The organism is Pseudomonas sp. D4002, from assembly GCF_013385665.1.
Classification (GTDB): domain Bacteria; phylum Pseudomonadota; class Gammaproteobacteria; order Pseudomonadales; family Pseudomonadaceae; genus Aquipseudomonas.
Map to the genome: position 1 here is coordinate 236,035 of NZ_JACAPN010000015.1, position 23,195 is coordinate 259,229.

Consider the following 23,195-nt stretch of genomic DNA (forward strand, 5'->3'; position numbering starts at 1 on the left):
CCATGAACGGCGCATCGCTTCGTCATCAGCAACCCGCTCCCGGCCGCAAGCCGGTGCCGCGTGGTGCCAGCCGAATGGTGGCTAAAGAGCCGATGTCGGCGCGCATGCCGAAAGCCAACTTTGGTTTTCTCAAGGCGCTGTTCTGGCCGGTGATCCTGGTGGCCCTGGGGTTCGGTACGTATGAAGGCGCCCAGCGCCTGCTGCCGTATGCCGACCGGCCGATCACCAAGATCAGCGTGCAGGGTGACTTGAGCTACATCAGCCAGCAAGCCGTGCAGCAGCGAATCGCCCCGTTTGTGGCGTCGAGCTTCTTCACCATCGACCTGGCAGGCATGCGCTCCGAGCTGGAACAGATGCCATGGATTGCCCACGCCGAAGTACGTCGCGTGTGGCCGGATCAAGTGACGATCCGCCTGGAAGAACAACTGCCCGTGGCCCGTTGGGGTGATGGTGCGCTGTTGAACAACCAGGGCCAGGCGTTTGCACCTCGCGAAGTGGCGAATTACGAGCACCTGCCGCAGTTGTTCGGGCCGCAGCGGGCGCAGCAGCAAGTGATGCAGCAGTACCAGGCGTTGAGCCAGATGCTGCGGCCGTTGGGCTTCTCGATTGCGCGACTGGAATTGCGCGAGCGGGGCAGCTGGTTTTTGACCACGGGTGCAGGCAGTTCCGGCCCGGGCATCGAGTTGTTGCTGGGACGCGGCAACCTGGTGGAAAAGATGCGCCGTTTTATTGCCATCTATGAAAAGACCTTGAAAGAACAGATTACGAACATTGCGAGCATCGACCTGCGTTACGCCAACGGCCTTGCCGTCGGCTGGCGGGCCCCTGCGGCGCCCACGGCAGCGCAACCTGCTGTCGCGAAGAATTAAGAAGAGGCAGGACCCATGGCAAACGTGCAAAGCGGCAAAATGATCGTCGGTCTGGATATCGGCACCTCCAAGGTGGTGGCGCTGGTAGGCGAGGTCGCGGACGACGGCACGCTGGAAATCGTCGGAATCGGCACGCATCCGTCCCGGGGCCTGAAGAAGGGCGTGGTGGTGAATATTGAATCCACCGTGCAATCGATCCAGCGCGCCATCGAAGAAGCGCAGCTGATGGCCGGTTGCCGGATTCACTCGGCATTTGTCGGCGTTGCCGGCAACCACATCCGCAGCCTGAATTCCCACGGCATCGTGGCGATTCGCGACCGCGAAGTCAGCTCGGCCGACCTGGAGCGGGTACTCGACGCAGCGCAAGCCGTGGCGATCCCGGCTGACCAGCGCGTGCTGCACACCCTGCCGCAGGACTACGTGATCGATAACCAGGAAGGCGTCCGCGAGCCCCTGGGCATGTCGGGCGTACGTCTGGAAGCCAAGGTTCACGTAGTGACCTGCGCCGTCAACGCGGCACAGAACATTGAAAAATGCGTGCGCCGCTGCGGCCTGGAAATCGACGACATCATTCTCGAGCAGTTGGCTTCGGCTTACTCGGTACTGACCGACGACGAAAAAGAACTGGGCGTGTGCCTGGTGGACATCGGCGGCGGCACCACGGACATCGCGATCTTCACCGAGGGTGCGATTCGTCACACCGCGGTGATCCCGATTGCCGGTGACCAGGTGACCAACGACATCGCCATGGCGTTGCGCACACCGACCCAGTACGCCGAAGAAATCAAGATCCGTTACGCCTGCGCCCTGGCCAAGCTGGCCGGTGCTGGTGAAACCATCAAGGTGCCAAGCGTGGGCGACCGTCCACCGCGCGAACTGTCGCGCCAGGCATTGGCCGAAGTGGTCGAGCCGCGCTACGACGAACTGTTCACCCTGATCCAGGCTGAACTGCGTCGCAGCGGCTACGAAGATTTGATTCCGGCCGGCATCGTGCTGACCGGTGGCACCTCGAAGATGGAAGGCGCGGTCGAACTGGCCGAGGAAATCTTCCACATGCCGGTCCGCTTGGGCGTGCCCCATGGCGTGAAAGGCCTGGGCGACGTAGTGCGCAACCCGATTTATTCCACCGGTGTGGGCTTGCTGTTGTACGGGCTGCAAAAGCAGACCGACGGCATTTCCCTGTCGGGCCCGAGCAACCGCGACAGCTACAGAAGCGACGACGAAGCGAAAGCGCCGTTGTTCGAGCGGTTGCAGGCTTGGGTGAAAGGCAATTTCTAAAGATTTACCGCAACACCGTTTCAAGTAGTAGGCGAAAAAACTAGAGAAATGAAAGGAGAGGGAAAATGTTCGAACTCGTAGACAACATCCCCGCAAGCCCGGTCATCAAAGTGATCGGCGTCGGCGGTGGCGGCGGCAACGCTGTCAACCACATGGTCAAGAGCAACATTGAAGGCGTTGAATTCATCTGCGCCAACACTGACGCCCAGGCCCTCAAAAGCATCGGTGCACGCACCATCCTGCAATTGGGCACAGCCGTGACCAAGGGCCTGGGTGCCGGCGCGAATCCGGAAGTCGGCCGTCAAGCCGCCCTGGAAGACCGCGAGCGCATCGCTGAAGTGCTGCAAGGCACCAACATGGTGTTCATCACCACGGGCATGGGCGGTGGTACCGGTACCGGTGCTGCGCCGATCATTGCCGAAGTGGCCAAGGAAATGGGGATCCTGACGGTTGCCGTCGTGACCCGTCCATTCCCGTTCGAAGGTCGCAAGCGCATGCAGATCGCCGATGAAGGCATTCGTCTGCTGTCCGAAAGCGTCGACTCGTTGATCACCATTCCCAACGAGAAGCTGCTGACCATCCTCGGCAAGGACGCAAGCCTGCTGTCTGCGTTTGCCAAGGCTGACGATGTACTGGCCGGTGCCGTTCGCGGTATCTCCGACATCATCAAGCGTCCGGGCATGATCAACGTCGACTTTGCCGACGTACGTACCGTGATGAGCGAAATGGGCATGGCGATGATGGGCACTGGCTGCGCCAGCGGTCCGAACCGTGCACGTGAAGCTACCGAAGCGGCCATCCGCAACCCGTTGCTGGAAGACGTGAACCTGCAAGGCGCACGCGGCATCCTGGTGAACATCACCGCCGGTCCTGACCTGTCCCTGGGTGAGTACTCCGACGTGGGTAGCATCATCGAAGCCTTCGCTTCCGAGCACGCCATGGTCAAGGTCGGTACCGTTATCGATCCGGACATGCGCGACGAACTGCACGTGACCGTTGTTGCGACCGGCCTGGGTGCGAAAATCGAGAAGCCTGTAAAGGTCATCGACAACACCGTCCATACCAGCCACGCCAGCCAGCAAGCTGCCGCTCCAGCGCCGTCGCGCCAGGAACTGCCGTCTGTGAACTATCGTGACCTGGATCGTCCGACCGTGATGCGCAACCAGGCTCAGGCCGGTGCTGCTGCATCCCGCAGCCCGAATCCGCAAGATGACCTGGACTACCTGGACATCCCGGCTTTCCTGCGTCGTCAGGCCGATTAATGGAATGTATCAGGGCTATGAAGGTGATTGGTGTTCAGCAAAGGTCTGGTCTGCTATTATCGCCAGCCTTTGTTGATACCAGTTCGCAATTTGCGCTGAAGCGGTCCAAGCCATGATTAAACAACGCACCCTGAAGAATATTATCCGTGCCACAGGTGTAGGTCTGCACTCCGGGGAGAAGGTATACCTGACCCTCAAGCCCGCACCTGTCGACACCGGCATCGTGTTTGTTCGTGCCGACCTGGACCCTGTGGTGCAGATACCTGCTCGCGCGGAAAATGTTGGCGAAACCACGATGTCGACCACGTTGGTCAACGGTGACGTCAAAGTGGACACGGTGGAGCACTTGCTCTCGGCCATGGCCGGTCTGGGCATCGATAACGCCTACGTCGAGCTCTCCGCGTCCGAAGTCCCGATCATGGATGGCAGCGCCGGACCCTTCGTATTCTTGATTCAATCTGCCGGCCTGGAAGAACAGGACGCAGCCAAGAAGTTCATTCGCATTCTGCGGGAAGTGACAGTAGAAGACGGCGACAAGCGCGCCACCTTCGTCCCGTTCGAAGGCTTTAAAGTGAGCTTTGAGATCGATTTCGATCACCCGGTATTCCGTGACCGCACCCAAAGTGCAAGCGTGGATTTTTCCAGCACTTCGTTCGTAAAAGAAGTCAGCCGCGCCCGTACCTTTGGTTTCATGAGTGACATCGAGTACCTGCGCAAGCACAACCTCGCACTCGGCGGCAGCGTTGAAAACGCCATTGTGGTCGACGCGGATGGTGTACTGAACGAAGACGGCCTTCGCTATGAAGACGAATTCGTGAAGCACAAGATCCTCGATGCAATCGGTGACCTCTACCTGCTGGGCAATAGCCTGATAGGCGAGTTCAAAGGCTTCAAGTCTGGCCACGCCCTGAACAACCAACTGCTGCGCAAGCTGATTGCACAGACAGATGCCTGGGAAGTCGTGACCTTCGAAGATGCCAGCACCGCACCGATCTCTTACATGCGTCCCGTCGCGGCGGTGTAAGTAACAACTCTCTTTCCTTTTGTTTTTAAAGGCCGCCTTCGGGTGGCCTTTTTTTTGATCGTTCCCACGCTCTGCGTGGTAACGCCTCCTGTGACGCTTCGCGTCACGGCTTTAAAGCGCCGGCATCAACAACGCGATTACGCCCGGTATGCTTGGCCTCATACAGCGCCTGGTCGGCGTTGAGCAGTAATTCCTCCAGCGTGGTGCGGCTGTTTTTGGTCCAGGTACTGAGGCCGATGCTGACGGTAATCGGCACCGTATCCCCGCCCACTCGCGGCAGGTGTTCGACACTGCTGCGGATATGTTCAGCAATCACGCGCGCACCCTGGCTGTCGGTATGCGGCAGCACCACTGCAAACTCCTCACCCCCATAGCGGGCCGCGAGGTCGGCCGGGCGGCGGATATTGCCCTCGATCACCTGCGCCACCGTGCGCAGTGCCTCGTCGCCACCTTGATGGCCATGTCGGTCGTTGAACGCCTTGAAGTGGTCCACGTCAATCATCAGCACCGTCAACGGCTCGGCCGAACGCTGGGCGCGGTCCCATTCCAGGCGCAGGCGCTGGTCCAGGGTGCGGCGGTTGGCCAGGCCGGTGAGCGCGTCGGTGGCTGCCAGTTCTGACAGCACCTGTTCGGCACGGTGGCGCCTGCGCAGTTCCATGCAGAGCATCCAGGTCAGCCACAAAAGGCCGATGCACAAAATCCCGGTAGCGCCGCTGATCACCAGTGCTGCGCGCTTCCAGGGGGCGAATATGTCATTCGTGGACAGCCCTACGACGACGATCAGCGGTAGATCGCCCACCGTTGAGAAGGTATACAGGCGGTGCTCCTCATCCACACTGGAGGTGCCGCGAAAGTTGCCGTCGCGCTCGTGCAATATGCGCGCGACGTTGGGCCGCTGGCTGAGGTCCTTGTCGATCATGTCCCGTTCCAGCAGCGGCTGCTGGGCCAGTAGGATGCCTTGCCGGTTGATCAGGTTGATGGTGCTGTCGCTGCCGATATTCAGGCTGCGGAACAGTTGCTGAAAGTACGACAGGCGCATGGTGGCCACGGCCACGCCGAGGAATCGCCCATCCGGCCCGGAAACCCGGCGGCTGAAAGCGATACGCCATTGGTCATCACACACGCAGCGCGCCATGAAGGGCCGGCTGATGAACAGCCCCAGGTCGGGATTCTGCCGATGGGCCTGGAAGTAGTCGCGGTCGGCGAAGTTGGCGGATTTGGGCGTCTGCAGGGCTGAGTCGGCGATCACGTTGCCATCCTTGTCCAGCAACAGGATGTCGCCTTTGTAGGGCGCCGCTTCCGAACGGTCGAACAGCACCAGGTGACGGATGCCGGCCGATACCCCAGCCAAATCAGTGCGTTCGGTGGCGGCGATCAGGCCTTTGATCGACAAGTCGTACAGCTCGACGTTGCGCAGCACGTCGGCGTCGATCAGTTGGGTGATGTTATTGGCCGTGCGCTGGGCCGCCTGCAACGTGTTGGCGTGTTCGCGAATCAGCAGCACCGCGACCACCAGCATGATCAGCAGCACCGTGACGCAACTGCCGATGATCAGCAGCAGCTCCGGACGGTGGGTGGGGCGGGGCGGGCGGGTAGTGCCTGGGCTCATCGGGCGTACTTCTGCTTCGAGGATGCCCTTAGCGTAGTTGCTGATAACGGCTTATGTGGCCTGGCTGTGAACGATGCGGTTGCGCCCGGAATGCTTGGCGTCATACAGCGCCCGATCGGCACTCAGCAGCAGCTCTTCCAGCGAGCCACGGCTGCGTTTGTCCCACGTACTGAGCCCGACGCTGACGGTGACCGACAGCGCGTCGCCGTCCGCCGGTGGCAAGTGCTCCACCGCACTGCGGATATGTTCGGCGATGGTGCTCGCACCCTCGCCGTCGGTATCCGGCAGGATCACCGCGAACTCTTCGCCGCCGTAGCGCGCAGCCAGGTCGGCGGGGCGACGAATATTGCTGCCGATGACCCGGGCCACGTTGCGCAAGGCCTCATCGCCACCCTGGTGACCATGGCGGTCGTTGAAGGCCTTGAAGTGGTCGACATCAATCATCAGCAAGGCCAGTGGCTCGCCTGAGCGTTGCGCGCGCTCCCATTCCAGGCGCAGGCGCTGGTCGAGGGTGCGGCGGTTGGCCAGGCCGGTGAGGCCGTCGGTGGCCGCCAGTTCCGACAACACCTTCTCGGCGCGATAGCGGCGGCGCAGTTCCAGGCGCAGCATCCAGGTCAGCCACAACAGCCCCACACACAGCACGCCGGTGGCGCCACTGATCAGCAGGGCGGCGCGCTTCCAGGCGGCAAACACGTCATCGCTCGACAACGCTACCACCACAATCAGCGGCAGCGCGCCGACGCTGGTGAAGGTGTACAGCCGTTGCGCGCCACTGATGGCGGAGATGGCGCTGAAACTGCCGCTGCCTTCGCGCAGCATTCGCTTGAAGTTGGGCCGCGCGCTCAGGTCCTTGTTGATCATGTCTCTTTCGAGCAGCGGCTGCTGGGCCAACAGGATGCCGTCGTTATTCAGCAGGTTGATGCTGCTGCCGCTGCCGATGGTCAGGCTGTTGAACAACTGGTCGAAATACGCCAGGCGCATGGTTGCCACCGCCACACCGGTAAACTCGCCATTGGGTCCGGGCACCCGGCGGCTGAAGGCGATGCGCCAGACTTGATCGCAGTCGCAACGAATCCTGAAGGGACGGCTGATGAACAGCCCGGCATCGGGGTTTTGCTGGTGCACCTGGAAATAATCGCGATTGGCGAAGTTGCGGGGTGTGGGTGTCAGCGTGGAAGAGTCGGCGGTGACCGCGCCGGTTTTGTCCAGCAGCAGGACTTCGCCTTTGAAAGGGGCGGCCGTGGACTGGTCGAACTGCACCATATGCAGGACTTCGGCGGAAACCTGGGGCAGGTCATCGCGAGTGGTTGCGGTGATCAGGCCGTTCAGCGCCAGGTCGTAGAGCTCGACGTTGCGCAGCACATCGGCATTGATCAGTTGGGTGATATTGCTGGTGGAGCGCTTGGCTGCCTGCAAGGCGCTGGCGTGTTCGCGGATCAGCAGTACGGCAACGATGACCACGATCAGCACGACAGTAAGGCCACTGCCCAGAATCAGCAAAAGCTCCGGGCGTGCAGGCAGGGTGAAGGCGCGGCGTTGACTCATGGGACTGGCTTCGGCACTCAAGATGCTGGCAGTTTAGTTCCATGCTGTGAAAAATAAGTCGTCGCCGCTAAAAGAAAGCCTGAAGGTTAAAAAACGTCAATCGGATAGTCGACGATCACGCGGTACTCATCCACGTCCCGGTCCACTGCCGCGTAGCCATTGCCGCCGCGATTGGTCGCCCATTGCAGGCGCACGGCCAGGTCCTTGGCCTTGCCGCCTTGCACCACGTACTTGAGGTCGATGTCCCGTTCCCAGTGCTTGGCGTTCTTGCCGTCGGCACTGTACCAGGATGAGTAACCACGGCTGTCCGGATCGACCGTGGTCAGGTCGGTCTTGCCGCTGATATACGACACCGCCGAGGTCAGGCCCGGCAGGCCCAGCCCGACGAAGTCATAGGCGTACTTGAGCTTCCACGAGCGCTCGTTGGGGCCGTTGAAGTCGGAGTATTGCTGGGAGTTGTCCAGGTAGATGCTGTCGCCCTGGCTGATGTAGTCGAACGGCGTGTTGCCGTTGACCCGCTGGTAGGCGGCGGTAACGCTGTGATTGCCCACGCCCACGGTGAAATGCAGGCTGTAGGTGTTGTTGTCGATGTTGCCCAGCAAGGCTTTGCCGGTCTCCTGGGTGTGGTAGTAGTGCAGGCCCGGGTTCAGGCTGACCAGCTCGTTCAACTGCCAGGTGTAGTCCAGGTCGTAGTAGTACTGGTTCCAGATGTCCTTGAGTTCGGACGCGTACAGGTTGCTGGTCAGCCCCGGCACGCCGCTGAAGGACACGCCGGCCCAGTCCAGGTGGCGGCTGTCTTCGCCATTGGGCAATGCGCCGTAGCTGGTGCCGATGCGGCGACGGCCGCTCTGGTTGTAGAGTTTGGTGAAGCTGGCCTGGCCGCCCTCGAACATCCAGCCGTCCAGGCTGTGGTTGGTCAGGCTCACGCCGCGGAAGGTCTGGGGCAGCATGCGGGTCATGCCGCCGGCAATCACCGGGTTGTTGAGGAACAGGTCGCCGGCTTTCAGTTCGGTGTCGAAGGCGCGCATTTTCAGGGTGGCGCCGGCGGTGGAGAACGAGCCGGGCGCTTTGCCGTTGCCGGAGCTTACCGGCAGGATGCTCGAGCCGTCGGTGCCGCCACCGCCGTCGAGCTTGAGGCCGAGCATGGCGTTGGCGTCCAGGCCGAAGCCGACGATGCCGGGGGTGTAGCCGGATTCGAAGATGCCGATGAAGCCCTGGCCCCATTCCTTGCTGTCATCGGTGTGAATGTCGCGACGGTCGCGGTTCATGTAGTAGTTGCGGGTGTTGATCTTGAAGCTGGAACCTTCGACGAAGCCGTCGGTGGCCGGGGTGTCTGCCGCGTGGGCAAGGGGAACGATCGTTGCAGCAATCGCGAGGAATAACGGGGTGAACGTCAGCGAGGTTTTCACCGGTGGAGCTCCTTTGGGTCAATCGAAACCGGCCAGTGTTGTTGGGGTTCCTGGCCTTTTTTCAGCGCAAAAAAAAGCCGCTGAACTCAGCGGCTTTAAGACAGATTCCCAGTGTAGAGCCCTGGAAATAAGTCGAGGGAAATCGGGGGAGAGCGGGTCGGTCTTAACCGCTGCGCTCATCGATGCGACAAATTAGCGCAGGTGAGCGGTGCGATACAGAGTGTAACAAGATAATGACTGTTGCCCAAATCGCAACAGTCTGGCAGTGGGGTGTGAGGGGCGGCCTGACAAGCCCTACCCAAGAATGTTAGCGTGCTTGCCATTCCCACGTAGTCGATGAGCCCGCCTTCCATGAAAAAGACCGTCCTCGCCTTCAGCCGCGTCACCCCGGAAATGATCGAACGCCTGCAACAGGATTTCGATGTCATCGCCCCCAACCCCAAGCAGGGCGACATCAACGCCCAGTTCAACGAAGCCTTGCCCCATGCCCACGGCCTGATCGGCGTAGGCCGCAAACTGGGCCGCGCGCAACTGGAAGGTGCAAGCAAACTGGAAGTGGTTTCCAGCGTGTCGGTGGGCTACGACAACTACGACCTGGCGTACTTCAATGAGCGCGGGATCATGCTCACCAACACCCCGGATGTGCTCACCGAAAGCACCGCCGACCTGGCCTTCGCCCTGCTGATGAGCAGCGCCCGCCGCGTCGCCGAACTGGACGCCTGGACCAAGGCCGGCCAGTGGAAAGCCAGCGTCGGCGCGCCGCTGTTTGGCTGTGATGTACACGGCAAGACCCTGGGCATCGTCGGCATGGGCAATATCGGCGCGGCCGTCGCCCGTCGGGGTCGCCTGGGTTTCAATATGCCGATTCTGTACAGCGGCAACAGCCGCAAGACCGAACTGGAACAGGAACTCGGCGCGCAGTTTCGCAGCCTCGACCAGTTGCTGGCCGAAGCCGATTTCGTCTGCCTGGTGGTGCCACTGAGCGAGAAAACCCGCCACCTGATCAGCCATCGCGAGCTGGGCCTGATGAAGTCCAGTGCGATCCTGGTGAACATCTCCCGTGGCCCGGTGGTGGATGAGCCGGCGCTGATCCAGGCCCTGCAAAACCAGACCATCCGTGGTGCCGGCCTGGATGTGTACGAGCAGGAGCCGCTGTCTGAGTCGCCGCTGTTCCAGCTGAGCAATGCGGTGACCCTGCCGCACATCGGCTCGGCCACCAACGAGACCCGCGAAGCCATGGCCAACCGCGCCCTGGAAAACCTGCGCAGCGCCTTGCTGGGCGAGCGTCCGCAGGATCTGGTAAACCCGCAGGTGTGGAAGGGCTGACGACTGCTTGTTGTAGGTAGGAGCGAGTTTGCTCGCGAAACGCGTCAACGATTACGCGGGCAGCCTGGATAAACACAGCGCCCTCAGGTTTTTCGCGAGCAAGCTCGCTCCTACAGTTTTTCGCGTGCAAGTCGATAACGGTCTATAGATCGTCATCCCTGATCCACAGAAGGTTTTTATGTCCACCACCAAAGCCCGCGCAGATTCACTCTCGCTTCTGCTCTTTACCTTGCGCAGCGGCAAGCTGATGGCGATCAACCTGCTGAAAGTCAGTGAAATCATTCCCTGCCCACCGCTGACCAAGCTGCCGGAGTCGCACCCCCACGTCAAAGGCATCGCCACCTTGCGCGGCACCGCGTTGTCGGTGATCGACCTGAGCCGCGCCCTGGGGGAAATGCCCCTGCAAGACCCGGACGGCGGCTGCCTGATCGTCACCGATGTAAGCCGTTCCAAGCAGGGCCTGCATGTGCAGGCGGTGAGCAAGATCGTGCACTGCCTGACCACCGACATTCGCCCGCCGCCGTTTGGTTCCGGCGGTACGCGTTCGTTTATCACCGGTGTGACCCAGGTCGAAGGCGCCCTGGTGCAAGTGCTGGACATCGAGAAAGTCATCCACGGCATCGCCCCGGCGCAGATCGAAGCGGCGCCCACCGACCTGACGATGGAAGAGGCCGAAGTGCTGGGCAACGCCCGAATCCTGGTGGTGGACGACAGCCAGGTAGCGCTGCAGCAGTCGGTGCACACCCTGCGCAACCTCGGCCTCACCTGCCACACCGCCCGCAGTGCCAAGGAAGCCATTGACCGTTTGCTGGAGCTGCAAGGCACCGTCGAGCAAATCAACGTGGTGGTCTCGGACATCGAAATGTCCGAAATGGACGGCTACGCCTTCACCCGTACCCTGCGGGAAACCCCGGACTTCCAGGACCTCTACGTGCTGCTGCACACCTCCCTGGACAGTGCGATGAACAGCGAAAAAGCCCGCCTGGCCGGCGCCAATGCGGTACTCACCAAGTTTTCTTCGCCGGAACTGACCAAGTGCCTGGTGGTAGCCGCCCAGACCGTGGCGCAACAGGGCCTGTGACCGGTGGGTGAATATTTCCAGCTGCTGCGCCGCGACCTCACCGGCAGCCTGCCCGCCCCGCAATGGCCGGCGGATATCCAGCTGGATCATTACCGCGAAGCCATGGCCCCGGCGATCCACGCGGTATTGAGCCTGGCCCAGGAACAAGGCGGCGGACGGGTCGGCTCCCTTGAGCACTGGCGCCAGCAGTTCGTTACCGATGCCGAGTTCGACCCAAAACTGTGCCTGGTGGCGAGTAACGCCAGCGGCATCCTGGGTGTGTCCCAATGCTGGACCAGCGCCTACATCAAGAACCTGGCCATTCACCCCTGTGCCCAGGGCATGGGGTTGGGCCGTGCGTTATTGCTGCACACCTTCCAGGTGTTCAAGCAACGCGGCGAAGCGTTTGTCGACCTCAAGGTGCTGGAGTCCAACTTGCGGGCACGGCGGCTGTATGAACGTGTGGGCATGGTGTTTGTGCTTCGCGACCTTGTCCCCGAGGACTGACGGCGCTGGCGCATAACTTGCTTTGCACAGAGGCAGAACGGTGAACAGAGGCAAAAACCCGCCACCGTTCATGAGTGCCTTCTGACCTTGCCTGGTGACAGATCCTCCATGAATACCCATTTCTCCTGCGTCGGTTGCGGCAAATGCTGCACCGACCACCATGTGCCCTTGACCCTCGAAGAAGCCCGCAGCTGGGCGGCTGACGGCGGTAATGTCATCGTGCTGGTGGAAGGTTTCCTGGGCAGTGGCCTGGGGCTGCCCGAGTTGCAACGTGACCACGCACAACGCCGTTCCGCCATCGTGCCCAGCGGCAATACCGAGGCGTATGTGGCAATCACCTTTGCCGCCTATAACGCCGGGCGCTGCCGGAATCTTGACGAAGACGACCGTTGCCGCATTTACGAGCGGCGGCCGTTGGTGTGCCGCATCTACCCGATGGAGATCAATCCGCACATCCCGTTGAGCCCGGCAGCCAAGGACTGCCCGCCGGAATCCTGGGAGCAGGGGCCGGCGCTGATCGTGGGGGGCGAGTTGATGGACAAGGAGCTGGCCGAGTTGATCCGCCGCTCACGCCAGGCTGACCGCGATGATATCCAGACCAAGGAAGCCGTGTGCGGGTTGCTGGGCATCCATACCACGGCGCTCAAGGGCGATGGGTTTACCGCGTACTTGCCCGACATGGGCCTGTTTGCCCAGGCGATCGAGTTGGCGACGCAAGAAGTCGTGCAGGCCAATGAGTGGGTGTTTCATGTGTCCGGGATGGACATTGCCGAGCAACTGCTGGATGCCGGCGCCCGGATTGCCACCGAGGTGCCGGCCAACTACGCCTTCATTTCATTGCGGGCGGCTTAAGCGCTAGCGGCGCTTGCCCCAGAATTCCTCCGCCAACCGCCGCAAGTCATCCGCCAGCCCCGCCACGTCCCCTGAGCTGAGCTGGCTCTGCTGGCCAGCGCTGACCGTCACTTCCCCGGCATTGCGAATGCCGATGATGTTGCGATTGATGTCTTCGCTCACCGCACTCTGTTCTTCCACCGCCGCCGCAATCTGCTGGCTCATGGCGGTAATTCGGGTCACTCGCTGGCTGATCCCATCCAGTGCGGCAGCGGCGCGCTGGGCCTGATCGACGCTGGCCTCGACATGCTGGCTGCTTTGCGCCATCGCCTGCACCGCATCCCGGGCGCCGCCTTGCAGGGTGCTGATCATGCGCTGGATCTCATTGGTCGAATCCTGCGTACGCTGGGCCAGGCCTCGTACCTCATCGGCCACCACGGCAAACCCGCGTCCTTGCTCCCCGGCCCGCGCCGCTTCGATGGCGGCATTCAGCGCCAGCAGGTTGGTCTGTTCGGCAATCGCCCGGATCACTTCCAGTACCCCGGAAATATCGCCGCTGTGGCTTTCCAATTGATGGATCACTGCGGTGGCCCGCGCCAGTTCCTCGGACAAACGCAGCACCGCGTCGCGGCTTTCATCCACTCGTTGATGGCCCTCGCGGGTTTCGCTGCCGGCCTGGTCTGCGGCCCTGGACGCCTGCAACGCGTGCTCGGCGACTTGCGCCACGCTGGCGGCCATTTGATTGATCGCGGCGGCGACCTGATCCGTCTGGGTCTGTTGGCCGAGGCTGCTGGTGTGGCTGCTGTCCAGTTGTTGCACCAGCGCCGCGGCATGGCCGGACAGACGTTGCGACGCATCGCCAATCCGGCCGACCACTGCGCCCACCTGGGCCTCCAGCATCTGCATGGCAAACTCGATACGCCCGAACTCGTCCTTGCGCCCGGTGTAGATCGCCTGGCTCAGCGGGTTATCGGCAATCAGCCGTGCCCGCTGGTTCAACTGTGCCAGGGGCCGTAACAAGCCATGCACACCCGCTACCCCCACGGCGCAGGCCGCCGTTCCCGCCAGCAGTTGCCAGGTCAGCGGAAAAGTCGCCAGCCCAAGGCCCAGTGCCCAGGTTGCGGCGCAAGCCCCCAGGACCCATGCCGACAGCTTGAAGGTCATGCCCACCACGGGCCGTGCTCGACGAGTGCCGGCACGCAGGCGGGCATAGGCCCGTTCGGCCCGATGCACCCGCCGTGCATCGGGCTTGGTGCGCACCGATTGATACTCCACCGTCACGCCGTCCCGGGTGACCGGCGTGGCATAGGCACTGACCCAATAGTGATCGCCGTTCTTGCAGCGATTTTTCACCATACCCATCCACGAGCGACCGCTTTTCAATACCTGCCACATGTGCGCAAACGCCGCGGCCGGCATGTCCGGGTGACGCAGCAGGTTGTGCGGCGTGCCCAGCAACTCCTCGCGGGTGTAGCCGCTGATATCGATGAAGTCCTGGTTGGCGTAGGTAATTGCGCTGGTCAGGTCGGTGGTCGAGAGGATATTGGCGTCGGGGGCAAAATCCACATTTCGACCGGTGACCGGCAGATTGATCTTCATGAAAAAGCGCGCTCGTGATTGTTGGAGGAGTCGGCAGGGCGTCGACTCTAAGCGCACCGGTTGGGCAAATACTGATCCAGCTCATGTTCCGCGCAATTAATTGGCCATTACGGTCTGGAGAGCGGCGCGTCCAGGCGGTAGGGCTCGATGATGCGTTGGTATTCGCCGCTCTGCTTCAGTTGCTCGAGGGCGTGATTGAGGGCGCTGCGCAAGGCGGTGTCGGGCTTGCGCAGTGCGATCGCCACGCCGTTACCCAGCAGTTCGGTGGAGACGTGAGGGCCGAGGAAGTCGAAAACCTGACCATCAGCGGTGTCGAGCAGCGCCTCACGGATTTCCACGGTGCCTTGCAATGTTGCATCGATGTCGCCTGCCAGCAGGCTGCGGATCAACTCGTCATTGCGCCAGAATGCCTTGACGATGACCCCCTTGGGCGCCCACTTCGACAGGGCGAAGGCTTCGCGGTTGCTGCCCACCAGAACGCCCACGCGCTTGCCCTTCAGTGACCGTGGGGTCGGCTTCAACCCCGATGTCTTGCGGGCCACCAGGCGCGTGGTGATCGGATAAAGGTTATCGGTGAAATTCACCCGCTGGCGCCGTTTCAGTGTAGGGGCCATGCCCATGATCGCGTCGAATTGCCTGGCTTCAAGGGCGGGGAAGTTTTCCACAAGGACCTGGTCGACCCAGGTACACCGCACATTGAGCTGTATGCATAAGGCATTGCCCAGCTCGATGTTCAGCCCTGCAAGCTGGCCATGTTGATTGCGGCTTTGGAAGGGTGGAAATTGCGCAGCAACGGCGAAACGAATTTCATGCCGTGGTTGACCGCTGGCCGCAGTGGTGGAGAAAACGCTGGCCATCAGCGACAACAACAGCACGACACAGGTGCGTATCAGAACCACAGGGGACGTCCTTTTCCAGAAAACCAGCTTTACCACGTCCAGCCCCGAGCGAAAGAGTCGGGGCAAGCGGGTGTCATGCAAGCTTTCAAGAATTGGCCGCAGGCCTACAAGGCGAAACGTCAGTAACTGTTGTAGGCATAAATCTCCATTACGGAGGATTTATTACCGGTCAGCGCTTGCCCATCGAGCGACGGGTGCCGGGAGGCGCCATGCCCGGGCTCTTGGTGTGGCCGTTCTTGGCGCCGTTTTTGTACCACGGCTGGCTGGCGTTTTTCGCCCCGGCCAGTTCGCCCGGCTTGAACGGAAACTTGAACGCCGGGATCTCGGCCTTGGTTTCGCCTTCGACGCTGTCAGGGTTGGCCTGTTGGTCGATGTCGACCGCTTCAACAGCGGGTTGTGTCGGGGAATTCATGGAAGCTCCGGGGAGTACTGAAAATGACGCGGGCCCGACTTGCAGGCCACACCGCCGCGCAGTATACCTGCGCGCCTCGGATCTTTAACCACTGCTCGTACGAATGGTCGGACTTTACTGACGGCGCTGTCAGTTAGCAGTCACTTTGCTGACCCGGTTGGCGGGCTATAAAGAGCCTTCATTCTTCCGATCCTTTGCCCTGGCGCCTCACCCCATGCACATTCAACGAAAACCTGCCTTGATCGTGGGCGTCCTTGTGGTACTGGCCGTGGTTGCCTGGGTGGTGACCCGCCCGGCCAAGACCAAACTGACCGCATCGTCGGCGATCCCGGTGCGGGTGATCAGCGTCAAACAGCAGGACATCCCGCGGTTTGTCAGCGGCATCGGCTCGGTGCTGTCGTTGCACAGTGTGGTGATTCGCCCGCAGATCGACGGCATCCTTACCAAATTGCTGGTCAAGGAAGGTCAACTGGTGAAGGCCGGCGACCTGCTGGCGACCATTGATGACCGCTCGATCCGCGCCAGCCTGGACCAGGCCAAGGCGCAACTCGGGGAAAGCCAGGCGCAACTGCAAGTCGCGCTGGTCAACCTCAAGCGCTACAAGGAACTGAGCATCGACGACGGCGTGTCCAAGCAGACCTATGACCAGCAACAAGCCCTGGTCAACCAGCTCAAGGCCACGGCCCAAGGCAACCAGGCCGCGATTGATTCGGCCCAGGTGCAGCTTTCGTACACCCAGATTCGCTCGCCGGTTACCGGTCGCGTCGGGATTCGCACAGTGGATGAAGGCAACTTCCTGCGCATGAGCGACACCCAGGGCCTGTTCTCCGTGACCCAGATCGACCCCATTGCCGTCGAGTTCTCCCTGCCGCAACAGATGCTGCCGACCCTGCAAGGCCTGATCGCCGCGCAACTGCCCGCCGACGTCAACGCCTACATGGGCGCCGACACCGACGGCCAGACCGGCGACCTGCTGGGGGAGGGCCGCCTGAGCCTGATCGACAACCAGATCAGCGGCACCACCGGCACCATCCGCGCCAAGGCCGAGTTCAGCAACGGCGCACAGAAACTCTGGCCGGGGCAGTTGGTGACGATCCGCATCCAGACCGCCCTGCACAAGAATGCCCTGGTGGTGCCGCCTACCGTGGTGCAACGCGGCCTGGATTCGCACTTCGTGTACCGGCTCAAGGGTGACAAGGTTGAGGTGGTGCCGGTGCAGGTGCTGTACCAGAACAGCGACATGAACATCCTCCAGGGTGTGCAGGCCGGCGATGTGCTGGTCAGCGACGGCCAGTCCCGGCTCAAGGCGGGCGCCCAGGTCGATGTGCTCAAGGAGCCGCCGCAGGTGATCCAGACCGTTGATGCCAAGGTGCAGCCATGAGCGGCAGTCGTTCGCCGTCGGCCTGGTGCGTCGACCACCCGGTCGCCACCTTGCTGCTGACCTTCGCTTTGGTATTGCTCGGGATGATCGCTTTCCCACGCCTAGCCATCGCCCCACTGCCGGAAGCGGAATTTCCGACGATCCAGGTCAGCGCCACGCTGCCTGGCGCCAGCCCGGACACCATGGCCTCATCCGTGGCAACGCCGCTGGAGGTGCAATTCAGCGCCATCCCCGGCATGACCCAGATGACCTCCAGCAGCGCCTTGGGCTCCAGCCTGCTGACCCTGCAATTCACTCTCACCAAGAGCATCGACACCGCCGCCCAGGAAGTGCAGGCGGCGATCAACACCGCGTCCGGCAAACTGCCCAGCGACATGCCGAGCCTGCCGACCTGGAAGAAAGTCAACCCGGCGGACAGCCCGGTGCTGATCCTCAGCGTCAGTTCCGACAGCATGCCCAGCACCGAGCTGAGCGACTACGTGGAAACCCTGCTGGCCCGGCAGATCAGCCAGATCGACGGGGTCGGCCAGATCAACATTACCGGCCAGCAACGCCCGGCCATCCGGGTGCAGGCGTCGGCCGATAAACTCGCGGCCATCGGCCTGACCCTGGCGGACGTGCGCCTGGCGATCCAGCAATCGAGCCTGAACCTGGCCAAGGGCGCGATCTACGGCGAGAACAGCGTGTCGACCCTCTCGACCAACGACCAGTTGTTCCACCCCGAGGATTACGCCCAACTGATCGTGTCCTACAAGGACGGGGCACCTGTACAGCTGCGGGATATCGCCAAAGTCATCAACGGCTCGGAAAACGCCTACGTGCAGGCCTGGTCCGGCGACACCCCAGGCGTCAACCTGGTGATCTCCCGCCAGCCCGGCGCGAATATCGTCGAGACCGTGGACCGCATTCAAGCCGAACTGCCGCGCCTGCAAGCCATGCTGCCGGCCTCGGTGCAGGTCAGCGTGTTGACCGACCGCACCAAGACCATCCGCGCGTCCCTGCATGAAGTGGAAGTGACCCTGCTGATCGCCATCCTGCTGGTGGTGGCGGTGATGGCGCTGTTCCTGCGCCAGCTGTCGGCCACGTTGATCGTGTCCAGCGTGCTCGGCGTGTCGCTGGTGGCCAGTTTTGCCCTGATGTACCTGATGGGCTTCAGCCTGAACAACCTGACCCTGGTGGCGATCGTGATCGCCGTGGGGTTTGTGGTGGACGATGCGATCGTGGTGGTGGAGAACATTCACCGCCACCTGGAAGCGGGCCTCGACAAGCGCGAAGCCGCGATCAAGGGCGCGGGTGAAATCGGTTTTACCGTGGTCTCCATCAGCTTCTCGCTGGTGGCGGCGTTTATCCCGCTGCTGTTCATGGGCGGTGTCGTGGGGCGGTTGTTCAAGGAGTTTGCACTGACAGCCACCTCGACCATCCTGATTTCGGTGGTGGTCTCGCTGACCCTGGCGCCGACCCTGGCCGCATTGTTCATGCGCGCACCAACCCATCATGCCCACGACAAACCCGGTTTCAGCGAACGCCTGCTGGCCGGCTATGCGCGCAATCTGCGCCGCGCCCTGGCCCATCAACGCACCATGGCCGCGATCTTCATGGTGACCCTGGCCCTGGCCGTGGTCGGCTACGTGTTTATCCCCAAGGGTTTCTTTCCGGTACAAGACACCGGCTTCGTCCTCGGCACCAGCGAAGCGGCGGCCGACGTGTCGTTCCCGGACATGGTCGCCAAGCACAAGGCAATCGCCGAGATCGTCAAGGATGACCCGGCGGTGGAAGCGTTCTCCCATTCGGTGGGCGTGACCGGCAGCAACCAGACCATCGCCAACGGCCGGTTCTGGATTGCCTTGAAAGATCGCGGGGATCGCGACGTGTCGGCCAGCCAGTTTATCGACCGGATCCGCCCGAAACTGGCGAAAGTGCCGGGCATCGTCCTGTACCTGCGGGCCGGCCAGGACATCAACTTAAGCTCCGGCCCCAGCCGCGCCCAGTACCAGTACGTGCTCAAGAGCAATGATGGCCCGACCCTGAATACCTGGACCCAGCGCCTCACCGAAAAACTGCGGGCCAACCCGGCGTTCCGCGACCTGTCCAACGACTTGCAGCTGGGCGGCAGTATCACCCACATCAGCATCGACCGTCAGGCCGCCGCGCGGTTTGGCCTCACCGCCACCGATGTGGACCAGGCACTGTACGACGCCTTCGGCCAGCGCCAGATCAACGAATTCCAGACCGAGATCAACCAGTACCAGGTGGTACTGGAACTGGACACCCAGCAACGCGGCAAGGCCGAAAGCCTGAACTACTTCTACCTGCGCTCGCCGCTGACCAACGAGATGGTACCGCTGTCGGCGGTGGCCAAGGTCGACCCGCCCACCGTCGGGCCCTTGTCCATCAGCCATGACGGCATGTTCCCGGCGGCCAACCTGTCGTTCAACCTGGCACCCGGCGTCGCGTTGGGCGATGCGGTGATCCTGCTCAACCAGGCGAAGAATGAAATCGGCATGCCGACTACCATCATCGGCAACTTCCAGGGCGCGGCCCAGGCGTTCCAGAGTTCGTTGGCCAGCCAGCCCTGGCTGATCCTCGCGGCACTGGTGGCGGTCTACATTATCCTGGGTGTGCTGTACGAGAGCTTCGTGCACCCGCTGACGATCATCTCCACCTTGCCATCGGCGGGGTTGGGGGCGCTGATCATGTTGTCACTGATGGGCCAGGACTTTTCGATCATGGCGTTGATCGGCCTGGTGCTGCTGATCGGGATCGTGAAGAAGAACGGTATCCTGATGATCGACTTCGCCCTGGACGCCCAGCGCGTACGCGGCCTGCCGCCCGAGGAAGCGATTTATGAGGCGTGTGTCACGCGGTTCCGGCCGATCATCATGACCACCCTGGCCGCCCTGCTGGGTGCGGTGCCGCTGATGCTGGGCTCCGGCCCCGGCGCGGAAATGCGCCAGCCGCTGGGTATCGCGGTGGTGGGCGGGTTGCTGGTGAGCCAGGCGCTGACGCTGTTCACCACACCGGTCATATACTTGTACCTCGAGAAGTTTTTCCACAGACCCAAACCAGCTCCCCAGCTGGCAATCACACACTGAGGCTGAGGCCCCGTCCTGGAACAAAAGGCTCATGCGTGTACTGATTATTGAAGACGAAGAAAAAACCGCCGACTACCTGCACCGCGGCCTGACGGAGCAAGGCTATACCGTCGACGTCGCCCGTGAAGGCGTCGAAGGGTTGCACCTGGCCCTGGAGAACGATTACGCGGTCATCGTGCTCGACGTGATGCTGCCCGGCCTGGATGGCTTTGGCGTATTGCGCGCGCTGCGGGCGCGCAAGCAGACGCCGGTGATCATGCTCACCGCCCGCGAGCGCGTGGAAGACCGTATTCGCGGCCTGCGCGAAGGCGCGGATGATTACCTCGGCAAGCCGTTCTCGTTCCTCGAACTGGTGGCGCGCCTGCAAGCCCTTACCCGTCGCAGTGGCGGGCATGAGCCGGTGCAGGTGACCATCGCCGACCTGTGGATCGACCTGATCAGCCGCAAGGCCAGTCGCAACGGCGTTCGCCTGGACCTGACCGCCAAGGAGTTCTCGCTGCTCAGCGTATTGGCCCGGCGCCAGGGTGAAATCCTGTCCAAGACCTCGATTGCGGAAATGGTCTGGGACATCAATTTCGACAGCGACGCCAACGTGGTGGAAGTGGCGATCAAACGCCTGCGGGCCAAGCTCGACGGACCGTTCGAACAGAAACTGCTGCACACCATCCGTGGCATGGGTTACGTGCTGGAGAACCGCAGTGTCGGCTAACTCCATCGCCCTGCGCCTGAGCGGCATGTTCACCCTGGTGGCGCTGCTGATCTTCCTGTTGATCGGCGGCGCGCTGTACCAGCAGGTGGACAAAGGCCTGGGCCTGCTGCCCGGGGCCGAGCTGGATGCGCGCTACAGCGTGCTGGAGTCTTCGGTCAATCGCTTCGGTACGCCGGACCATTGGGCGAAGATCACCGCCAAGCTCAAGTTGTTGGGAGAGGAAGACAAGCGCATTCGCTTCTGGGTGGTGAGCAGCGACCCGACCTACGAATACGGCAACCCGGACGCGCAGATTCGCGCCTTTGCCGCCGGCCCGACCGGCAAGCGCGACTTGCGCCTGCCGGGCCATGCCTACCCGTTCAAAGTATTGGTCAGCCAGTTTCCAGCCAAGGAGCAGCGCCCGCCGCTGCGTTTCCTGATCGCGGTCGACACCGAGAACTTCCGCGCCACCCAGCATCAACTGCTGGTGGCGCTGATCGGCCTGGCGTTTGTCGGCGTGCTGCTGGCCTCGCTGCTGGGGTTCTGGGTGGCGCGCATCGGTCTCAAGCCGCTGATCAAGCTGTCGGACGAGGCGCAGAAACTTGCACCGCCGAAACTCTCCGGGCGCCTGCAATTGTCGCCATTGCCGCCGGAGCTGAAGCAGTTCGTCAACTCCTTCAACTCGACCCTCGACCGGGTGGAGCAGGCCTATTCGCGCCTGGAGTCATTCAACGCCGATGTGGCCCATGAGCTGCGCTCGCCGCTGACCAACCTGATCGGCCAGACCCAGGTGGCGCTGACCCGTGGGCGTTCGGCCGAGCATTATTTCGAGGTGCTGCAATCGAACCTCGAAGAGCTGGAACGGCTGCGCTCGATCATCAATGACATGCTGTTCCTGGCCAGTGCAGACCAGGGCAGCAAGGCCACCAAGCTGATCACCAGTTCGCTGGCGGATGAAGTGGCGACCACCCTGGATTACCTGGACTTTATCCTCGAGGACGCCCAGGTGCAGGTGCGTGTGACCGGCGATGCCCAGGTGCAGATCGAGAAGGCGCACTTGCGCCGGGCGTTGATCAACCTGTTGAGCAATGCGGTGCAGCATACGGCGCCTGGCCAGGTGATCGAGGTGAAGATCGAAGTGCTGGAGGACCACGTGGCGATCGGGGTGACCAACCCGGGTGATGAGATTGCCAGCGAGCATCTGCCCCGGTTGTTCGAGCGGTTCTATCGGGTGGACGCGTCCCGCAGCAATAGTGGGGCGAATCACGGGTTGGGACTGGCGATCGTCAAGGCGATCGCGTTGATGCACGGCGGAGATGTGTTTGTGCGCAGCGAGGGCGGCGGCAACACCTTTGGCATTACGCTGCCGGTGTAGCGGCCGCCCCCCCTCAGTTACTCAGTCGTACCCCGCCCAAACTGCCACTTAGCTCATAGGCCGCCAGTTCCGCCTGATGCGCGGCCATGATTTCCGGCAGGGAACTGCGCAGGTATTCCACCCACGTCTTGATCTTCGCATCCAGGTATTGGCGCGACGGGTAGATGGCGTACAGGTTGAGTTCCTGGGAGCGGTAGTTGGGCATCACCCGCACCAGGGTGCCGTTGCGCAGCCCTTCAATCGCCGCATACACCGGCAACAGGCCAACGCCCATGCCGCTGGTGATCGCGGTCTTCATCGCATCCGCCGAGTTCACCAGGAACGGTGAGCTGTTGATCGCCACACTTTCCTGGCCTTCCGGGCCATTGAACGACCATTTATCCAGCTGAATCACCGGGCTGACCAGGCGCAGGCACGCGTGGTTGAGCAGGTCACTCGGCCGTTGCGCGCAGCCGTTGGCCTTGACGTAGGCCGGCGAGGCACAGGCGATGCTGTAAGTTATCCCCAGGCGCTGCGAGACAAACCCCGAATCCGGCAACTCGCTGGCGAGCACGATGGACACGTCGTAACCCTCATCCAGCAGGTCCGGCACGCGGTTGGCCATGGTCAGGTCAAAGGTCACGTCCGGGTGGGTGCGGCGGTAGCGGGCAATCGCATCGATCACGAAGTGCTGGCCGATGCCGGTCATGGTGTGCACTTTCAACTGCCCGGCCGGGCGGGCGTGGGCGTCGCTGGCTTCGGCTTCCGCTTCCTCGACATACGCCAGGATCTGCTCGCAACGCAGCAAATAGCGCTTGCCGGCCTCGGTCAGGGCGATGCGGCGGGTGGTGCGGTTGAGCAAACGGGTTTGCAGATGGGCCTCAAGGTTGGAGACCGCGCGCGAGACGTTGGCCGTGGTGGTATCCAGTTGCACGGCGGCGGCGGTGAAGCTGCCGGCTTCGGCCACACAACTGAAGGCGCGCATGTTTTGCAAGGTGTCCATTAAGGTGCTCTCAGGGGAGATGGCAAATTGTGACACGAAGTTGCAGG

19 protein-coding genes and 2 pseudogenes are annotated in these 23,195 nt (G+C 62.2%); 13 read left to right on the forward strand and 8 right to left on the reverse strand.

The features are described 5' to 3' along the window. Window positions 1-2 precede the first annotated feature (2 nt). From HX824_RS09010 to lpxC, 4 genes are all read left to right on the forward strand, one after another. A complete protein-coding gene (locus HX824_RS09010) occupies window positions 3-869 on the forward strand; it encodes a cell division protein FtsQ/DivIB (protein WP_023659197.1) in 867 nt (288 codons plus the stop codon). A gap of 15 nt (window positions 870-884) precedes the next feature. Beyond that, the gene (ftsA, locus tag HX824_RS09015) at window positions 885-2,147 is read left to right on the forward strand and encodes a cell division protein FtsA (RefSeq protein WP_003216224.1); all 1,263 of its coding nucleotides are present in this window, start codon (window positions 885-887) and stop codon (window positions 2,145-2,147) included. Window positions 2,148-2,212: 65 nt separating this feature from the next. Further along, the gene (ftsZ, locus tag HX824_RS09020) at window positions 2,213-3,409 is read left to right on the forward strand and encodes a cell division protein FtsZ (RefSeq protein WP_003216225.1); all 1,197 of its coding nucleotides are present in this window, start codon (window positions 2,213-2,215) and stop codon (window positions 3,407-3,409) included. A gap of 112 nt (window positions 3,410-3,521) precedes the next feature. Beyond that, window positions 3,522-4,433 carry a UDP-3-O-acyl-N-acetylglucosamine deacetylase gene (gene lpxC, locus HX824_RS09025; protein WP_003216227.1) on the forward strand — a complete coding sequence of 304 codons (912 nt, stop codon included), beginning with the start codon at window positions 3,522-3,524 and terminating at the stop codon, window positions 4,431-4,433. Window positions 4,434-4,536: 103 nt separating this feature from the next. On the opposite strand, the gene HX824_RS09030 is transcribed toward lpxC, so the two are convergent. From HX824_RS09030 to HX824_RS09040, 3 genes are all read right to left on the reverse strand, one after another. Beyond that, complete coding sequence (locus HX824_RS09030; RefSeq protein ID WP_177008740.1) at window positions 4,537-6,042, reverse strand: diguanylate cyclase; 1,506 nt, start codon at window positions 6,040-6,042, stop codon at window positions 4,537-4,539. 51 nt (window positions 6,043-6,093) lie between these two features. After that, on the reverse strand, window positions 6,094-7,587 hold the full coding sequence (locus HX824_RS09035; protein WP_177054443.1) for a sensor domain-containing diguanylate cyclase: 1,494 nt from the start codon (window positions 7,585-7,587) through the stop codon (window positions 6,094-6,096). Between the two features lie 86 nt (window positions 7,588-7,673). After that, window positions 7,674-8,996 (reverse strand): OprD family porin, encoded by a 1,323-nt coding sequence (locus tag HX824_RS09040; RefSeq protein WP_008434205.1) that lies wholly within the window; start codon window positions 8,994-8,996, stop codon window positions 7,674-7,676. A 351-nt stretch (window positions 8,997-9,347) separates the two neighbouring features. On the opposite strand from HX824_RS09040, the gene HX824_RS09045 reads away from it, so the two are divergent. The 5 genes and pseudogenes from HX824_RS09045 (at window position 9,348) to HX824_RS09060 (ending at window position 12,741) form a co-directional block, all read left to right on the forward strand. Continuing rightward, window positions 9,348-10,322 (forward strand): D-glycerate dehydrogenase, encoded by a 975-nt coding sequence (locus tag HX824_RS09045; protein ID WP_003216236.1) that lies wholly within the window; start codon window positions 9,348-9,350, stop codon window positions 10,320-10,322. A 28-nt stretch (window positions 10,323-10,350) separates the two neighbouring features. Beyond that, window positions 10,351-10,449: pseudogene (locus HX824_RS32510) on the forward strand (outer membrane lipoprotein carrier protein LolA); the annotation flags it as partial. A gap of 51 nt (window positions 10,450-10,500) precedes the next feature. Continuing rightward, window positions 10,501-11,403 (forward strand): chemotaxis protein CheV, encoded by a 903-nt coding sequence (locus tag HX824_RS09050; protein ID WP_102369883.1) that lies wholly within the window; start codon window positions 10,501-10,503, stop codon window positions 11,401-11,403. A gap of 3 nt (window positions 11,404-11,406) precedes the next feature. Next, a complete protein-coding gene (locus tag HX824_RS09055; RefSeq protein ID WP_003216240.1) occupies window positions 11,407-11,889 on the forward strand; it encodes an N-acetyltransferase in 483 nt (160 codons plus the stop codon). A gap of 108 nt (window positions 11,890-11,997) precedes the next feature. Continuing rightward, window positions 11,998-12,741: a YkgJ family cysteine cluster protein gene (locus HX824_RS09060; protein WP_177054444.1), complete on the forward strand. Its 744-nt coding sequence runs from the start codon at window positions 11,998-12,000 to the stop codon at window positions 12,739-12,741. A 3-nt stretch (window positions 12,742-12,744) separates the two neighbouring features. Here the strand turns inward: HX824_RS09060 and HX824_RS09065 are convergent, their stop codons facing one another. The 4 genes and pseudogenes from HX824_RS09065 to HX824_RS09075 all read right to left on the reverse strand — a co-directional run bounded on the left by HX824_RS09065 (window position 12,745) and on the right by HX824_RS09075 (window position 15,630). After that, window positions 12,745-13,884, reverse strand: a complete 1,140-nt coding sequence (locus HX824_RS09065) for a methyl-accepting chemotaxis protein (protein WP_371319412.1) — start codon at window positions 13,882-13,884, stop codon at window positions 12,745-12,747. A 153-nt stretch (window positions 13,885-14,037) separates the two neighbouring features. Further along, window positions 14,038-14,319: pseudogene (locus tag HX824_RS32880) on the reverse strand (PAS domain-containing protein); the annotation flags it as partial. Window positions 14,320-14,426: 107 nt separating this feature from the next. Then, window positions 14,427-15,218: a transporter substrate-binding domain-containing protein gene (locus tag HX824_RS09070; protein ID WP_008434195.1), complete on the reverse strand. Its 792-nt coding sequence runs from the start codon at window positions 15,216-15,218 to the stop codon at window positions 14,427-14,429. A 169-nt stretch (window positions 15,219-15,387) separates the two neighbouring features. Continuing rightward, on the reverse strand, window positions 15,388-15,630 hold the full coding sequence (locus HX824_RS09075; RefSeq protein ID WP_003216247.1) for a hypothetical protein: 243 nt from the start codon (window positions 15,628-15,630) through the stop codon (window positions 15,388-15,390). A gap of 214 nt (window positions 15,631-15,844) precedes the next feature. Between HX824_RS09075 and HX824_RS09080 the strand changes: the two genes are divergently transcribed. The 4 genes from HX824_RS09080 to HX824_RS09095 are packed head-to-tail and all read left to right on the forward strand — an operon-like array spanning window position 15,845 to window position 22,166. Continuing rightward, complete coding sequence (locus tag HX824_RS09080; RefSeq protein ID WP_003216249.1) at window positions 15,845-17,011, forward strand: efflux RND transporter periplasmic adaptor subunit; 1,167 nt, start codon at window positions 15,845-15,847, stop codon at window positions 17,009-17,011. Next, window positions 17,008-20,103, forward strand: coding sequence for a multidrug efflux RND transporter permease subunit (locus tag HX824_RS09085; RefSeq protein WP_008434191.1), 3,096 nt, complete (start codon window positions 17,008-17,010; stop codon window positions 20,101-20,103). The genes HX824_RS09080 and HX824_RS09085 overlap by 4 nt, the downstream gene beginning before the upstream one ends. A gap of 31 nt (window positions 20,104-20,134) precedes the next feature. Further along, window positions 20,135-20,812: a heavy metal response regulator transcription factor gene (locus tag HX824_RS09090; RefSeq protein WP_003216255.1), complete on the forward strand. Its 678-nt coding sequence runs from the start codon at window positions 20,135-20,137 to the stop codon at window positions 20,810-20,812. After that, window positions 20,802-22,166 (forward strand): heavy metal sensor histidine kinase, encoded by a 1,365-nt coding sequence (locus tag HX824_RS09095; protein WP_003216256.1) that lies wholly within the window; start codon window positions 20,802-20,804, stop codon window positions 22,164-22,166. Before HX824_RS09090 ends, HX824_RS09095 begins: the two co-directional genes overlap by 11 nt. 13 nt (window positions 22,167-22,179) lie before the next feature. On the opposite strand, the gene HX824_RS09100 is transcribed toward HX824_RS09095, so the two are convergent. Further along, window positions 22,180-23,148 carry a LysR family transcriptional regulator gene (locus HX824_RS09100; protein WP_003216257.1) on the reverse strand — a complete coding sequence of 323 codons (969 nt, stop codon included), beginning with the start codon at window positions 23,146-23,148 and terminating at the stop codon, window positions 22,180-22,182. Window positions 23,149-23,195: the final 47 nt, after the last annotated feature.

What these genes read in the sequence shown, in the direction of transcription:
- HX824_RS09030 (WP_177008740.1), bottom strand. Translation starts at nt 6,042, where the DNA reads ATGAGCCCAGGCACTACCCGCCCGCCCCGCCCCACCCACCGTCCGGAG.
- HX824_RS09035 (WP_177054443.1), bottom strand. Translation starts at nt 7,587, where the DNA reads ATGAGTCAACGCCGCGCCTTCACCCTGCCTGCACGCCCGGAGCTTTTG.
- HX824_RS09075 (WP_003216247.1), bottom strand. Translation starts at nt 15,630, where the DNA reads ATGAATTCCCCGACACAACCCGCTGTTGAAGCGGTCGACATCGACCAA.
- ftsZ (WP_003216225.1), top strand. Translation starts at nt 2,213, where the DNA reads ATGTTCGAACTCGTAGACAACATCCCCGCAAGCCCGGTCATCAAAGTG.
- lpxC (WP_003216227.1), top strand. Translation starts at nt 3,522, where the DNA reads ATGATTAAACAACGCACCCTGAAGAATATTATCCGTGCCACAGGTGTA.
- HX824_RS09010 (WP_023659197.1), top strand. Translation starts at nt 3, where the DNA reads ATGAACGGCGCATCGCTTCGTCATCAGCAACCCGCTCCCGGCCGCAAG.
- HX824_RS09080 (WP_003216249.1), top strand. Translation starts at nt 15,845, where the DNA reads ATGCACATTCAACGAAAACCTGCCTTGATCGTGGGCGTCCTTGTGGTA.
- HX824_RS09060 (WP_177054444.1), top strand. Translation starts at nt 11,998, where the DNA reads ATGAATACCCATTTCTCCTGCGTCGGTTGCGGCAAATGCTGCACCGAC.
- HX824_RS09065 (WP_371319412.1), bottom strand. Translation starts at nt 13,884, where the DNA reads ATGACCTTCAAGCTGTCGGCATGGGTCCTGGGGGCTTGCGCCGCAACC.
- HX824_RS09085 (WP_008434191.1), top strand. Translation starts at nt 17,008, where the DNA reads ATGAGCGGCAGTCGTTCGCCGTCGGCCTGGTGCGTCGACCACCCGGTC.
- HX824_RS09050 (WP_102369883.1), top strand. Translation starts at nt 10,501, where the DNA reads ATGTCCACCACCAAAGCCCGCGCAGATTCACTCTCGCTTCTGCTCTTT.
- HX824_RS09100 (WP_003216257.1), bottom strand. Translation starts at nt 23,148, where the DNA reads ATGGACACCTTGCAAAACATGCGCGCCTTCAGTTGTGTGGCCGAAGCC.
- ftsA (WP_003216224.1), top strand. Translation starts at nt 885, where the DNA reads ATGGCAAACGTGCAAAGCGGCAAAATGATCGTCGGTCTGGATATCGGC.
- HX824_RS09090 (WP_003216255.1), top strand. Translation starts at nt 20,135, where the DNA reads ATGCGTGTACTGATTATTGAAGACGAAGAAAAAACCGCCGACTACCTG.
- HX824_RS09045 (WP_003216236.1), top strand. Translation starts at nt 9,348, where the DNA reads ATGAAAAAGACCGTCCTCGCCTTCAGCCGCGTCACCCCGGAAATGATC.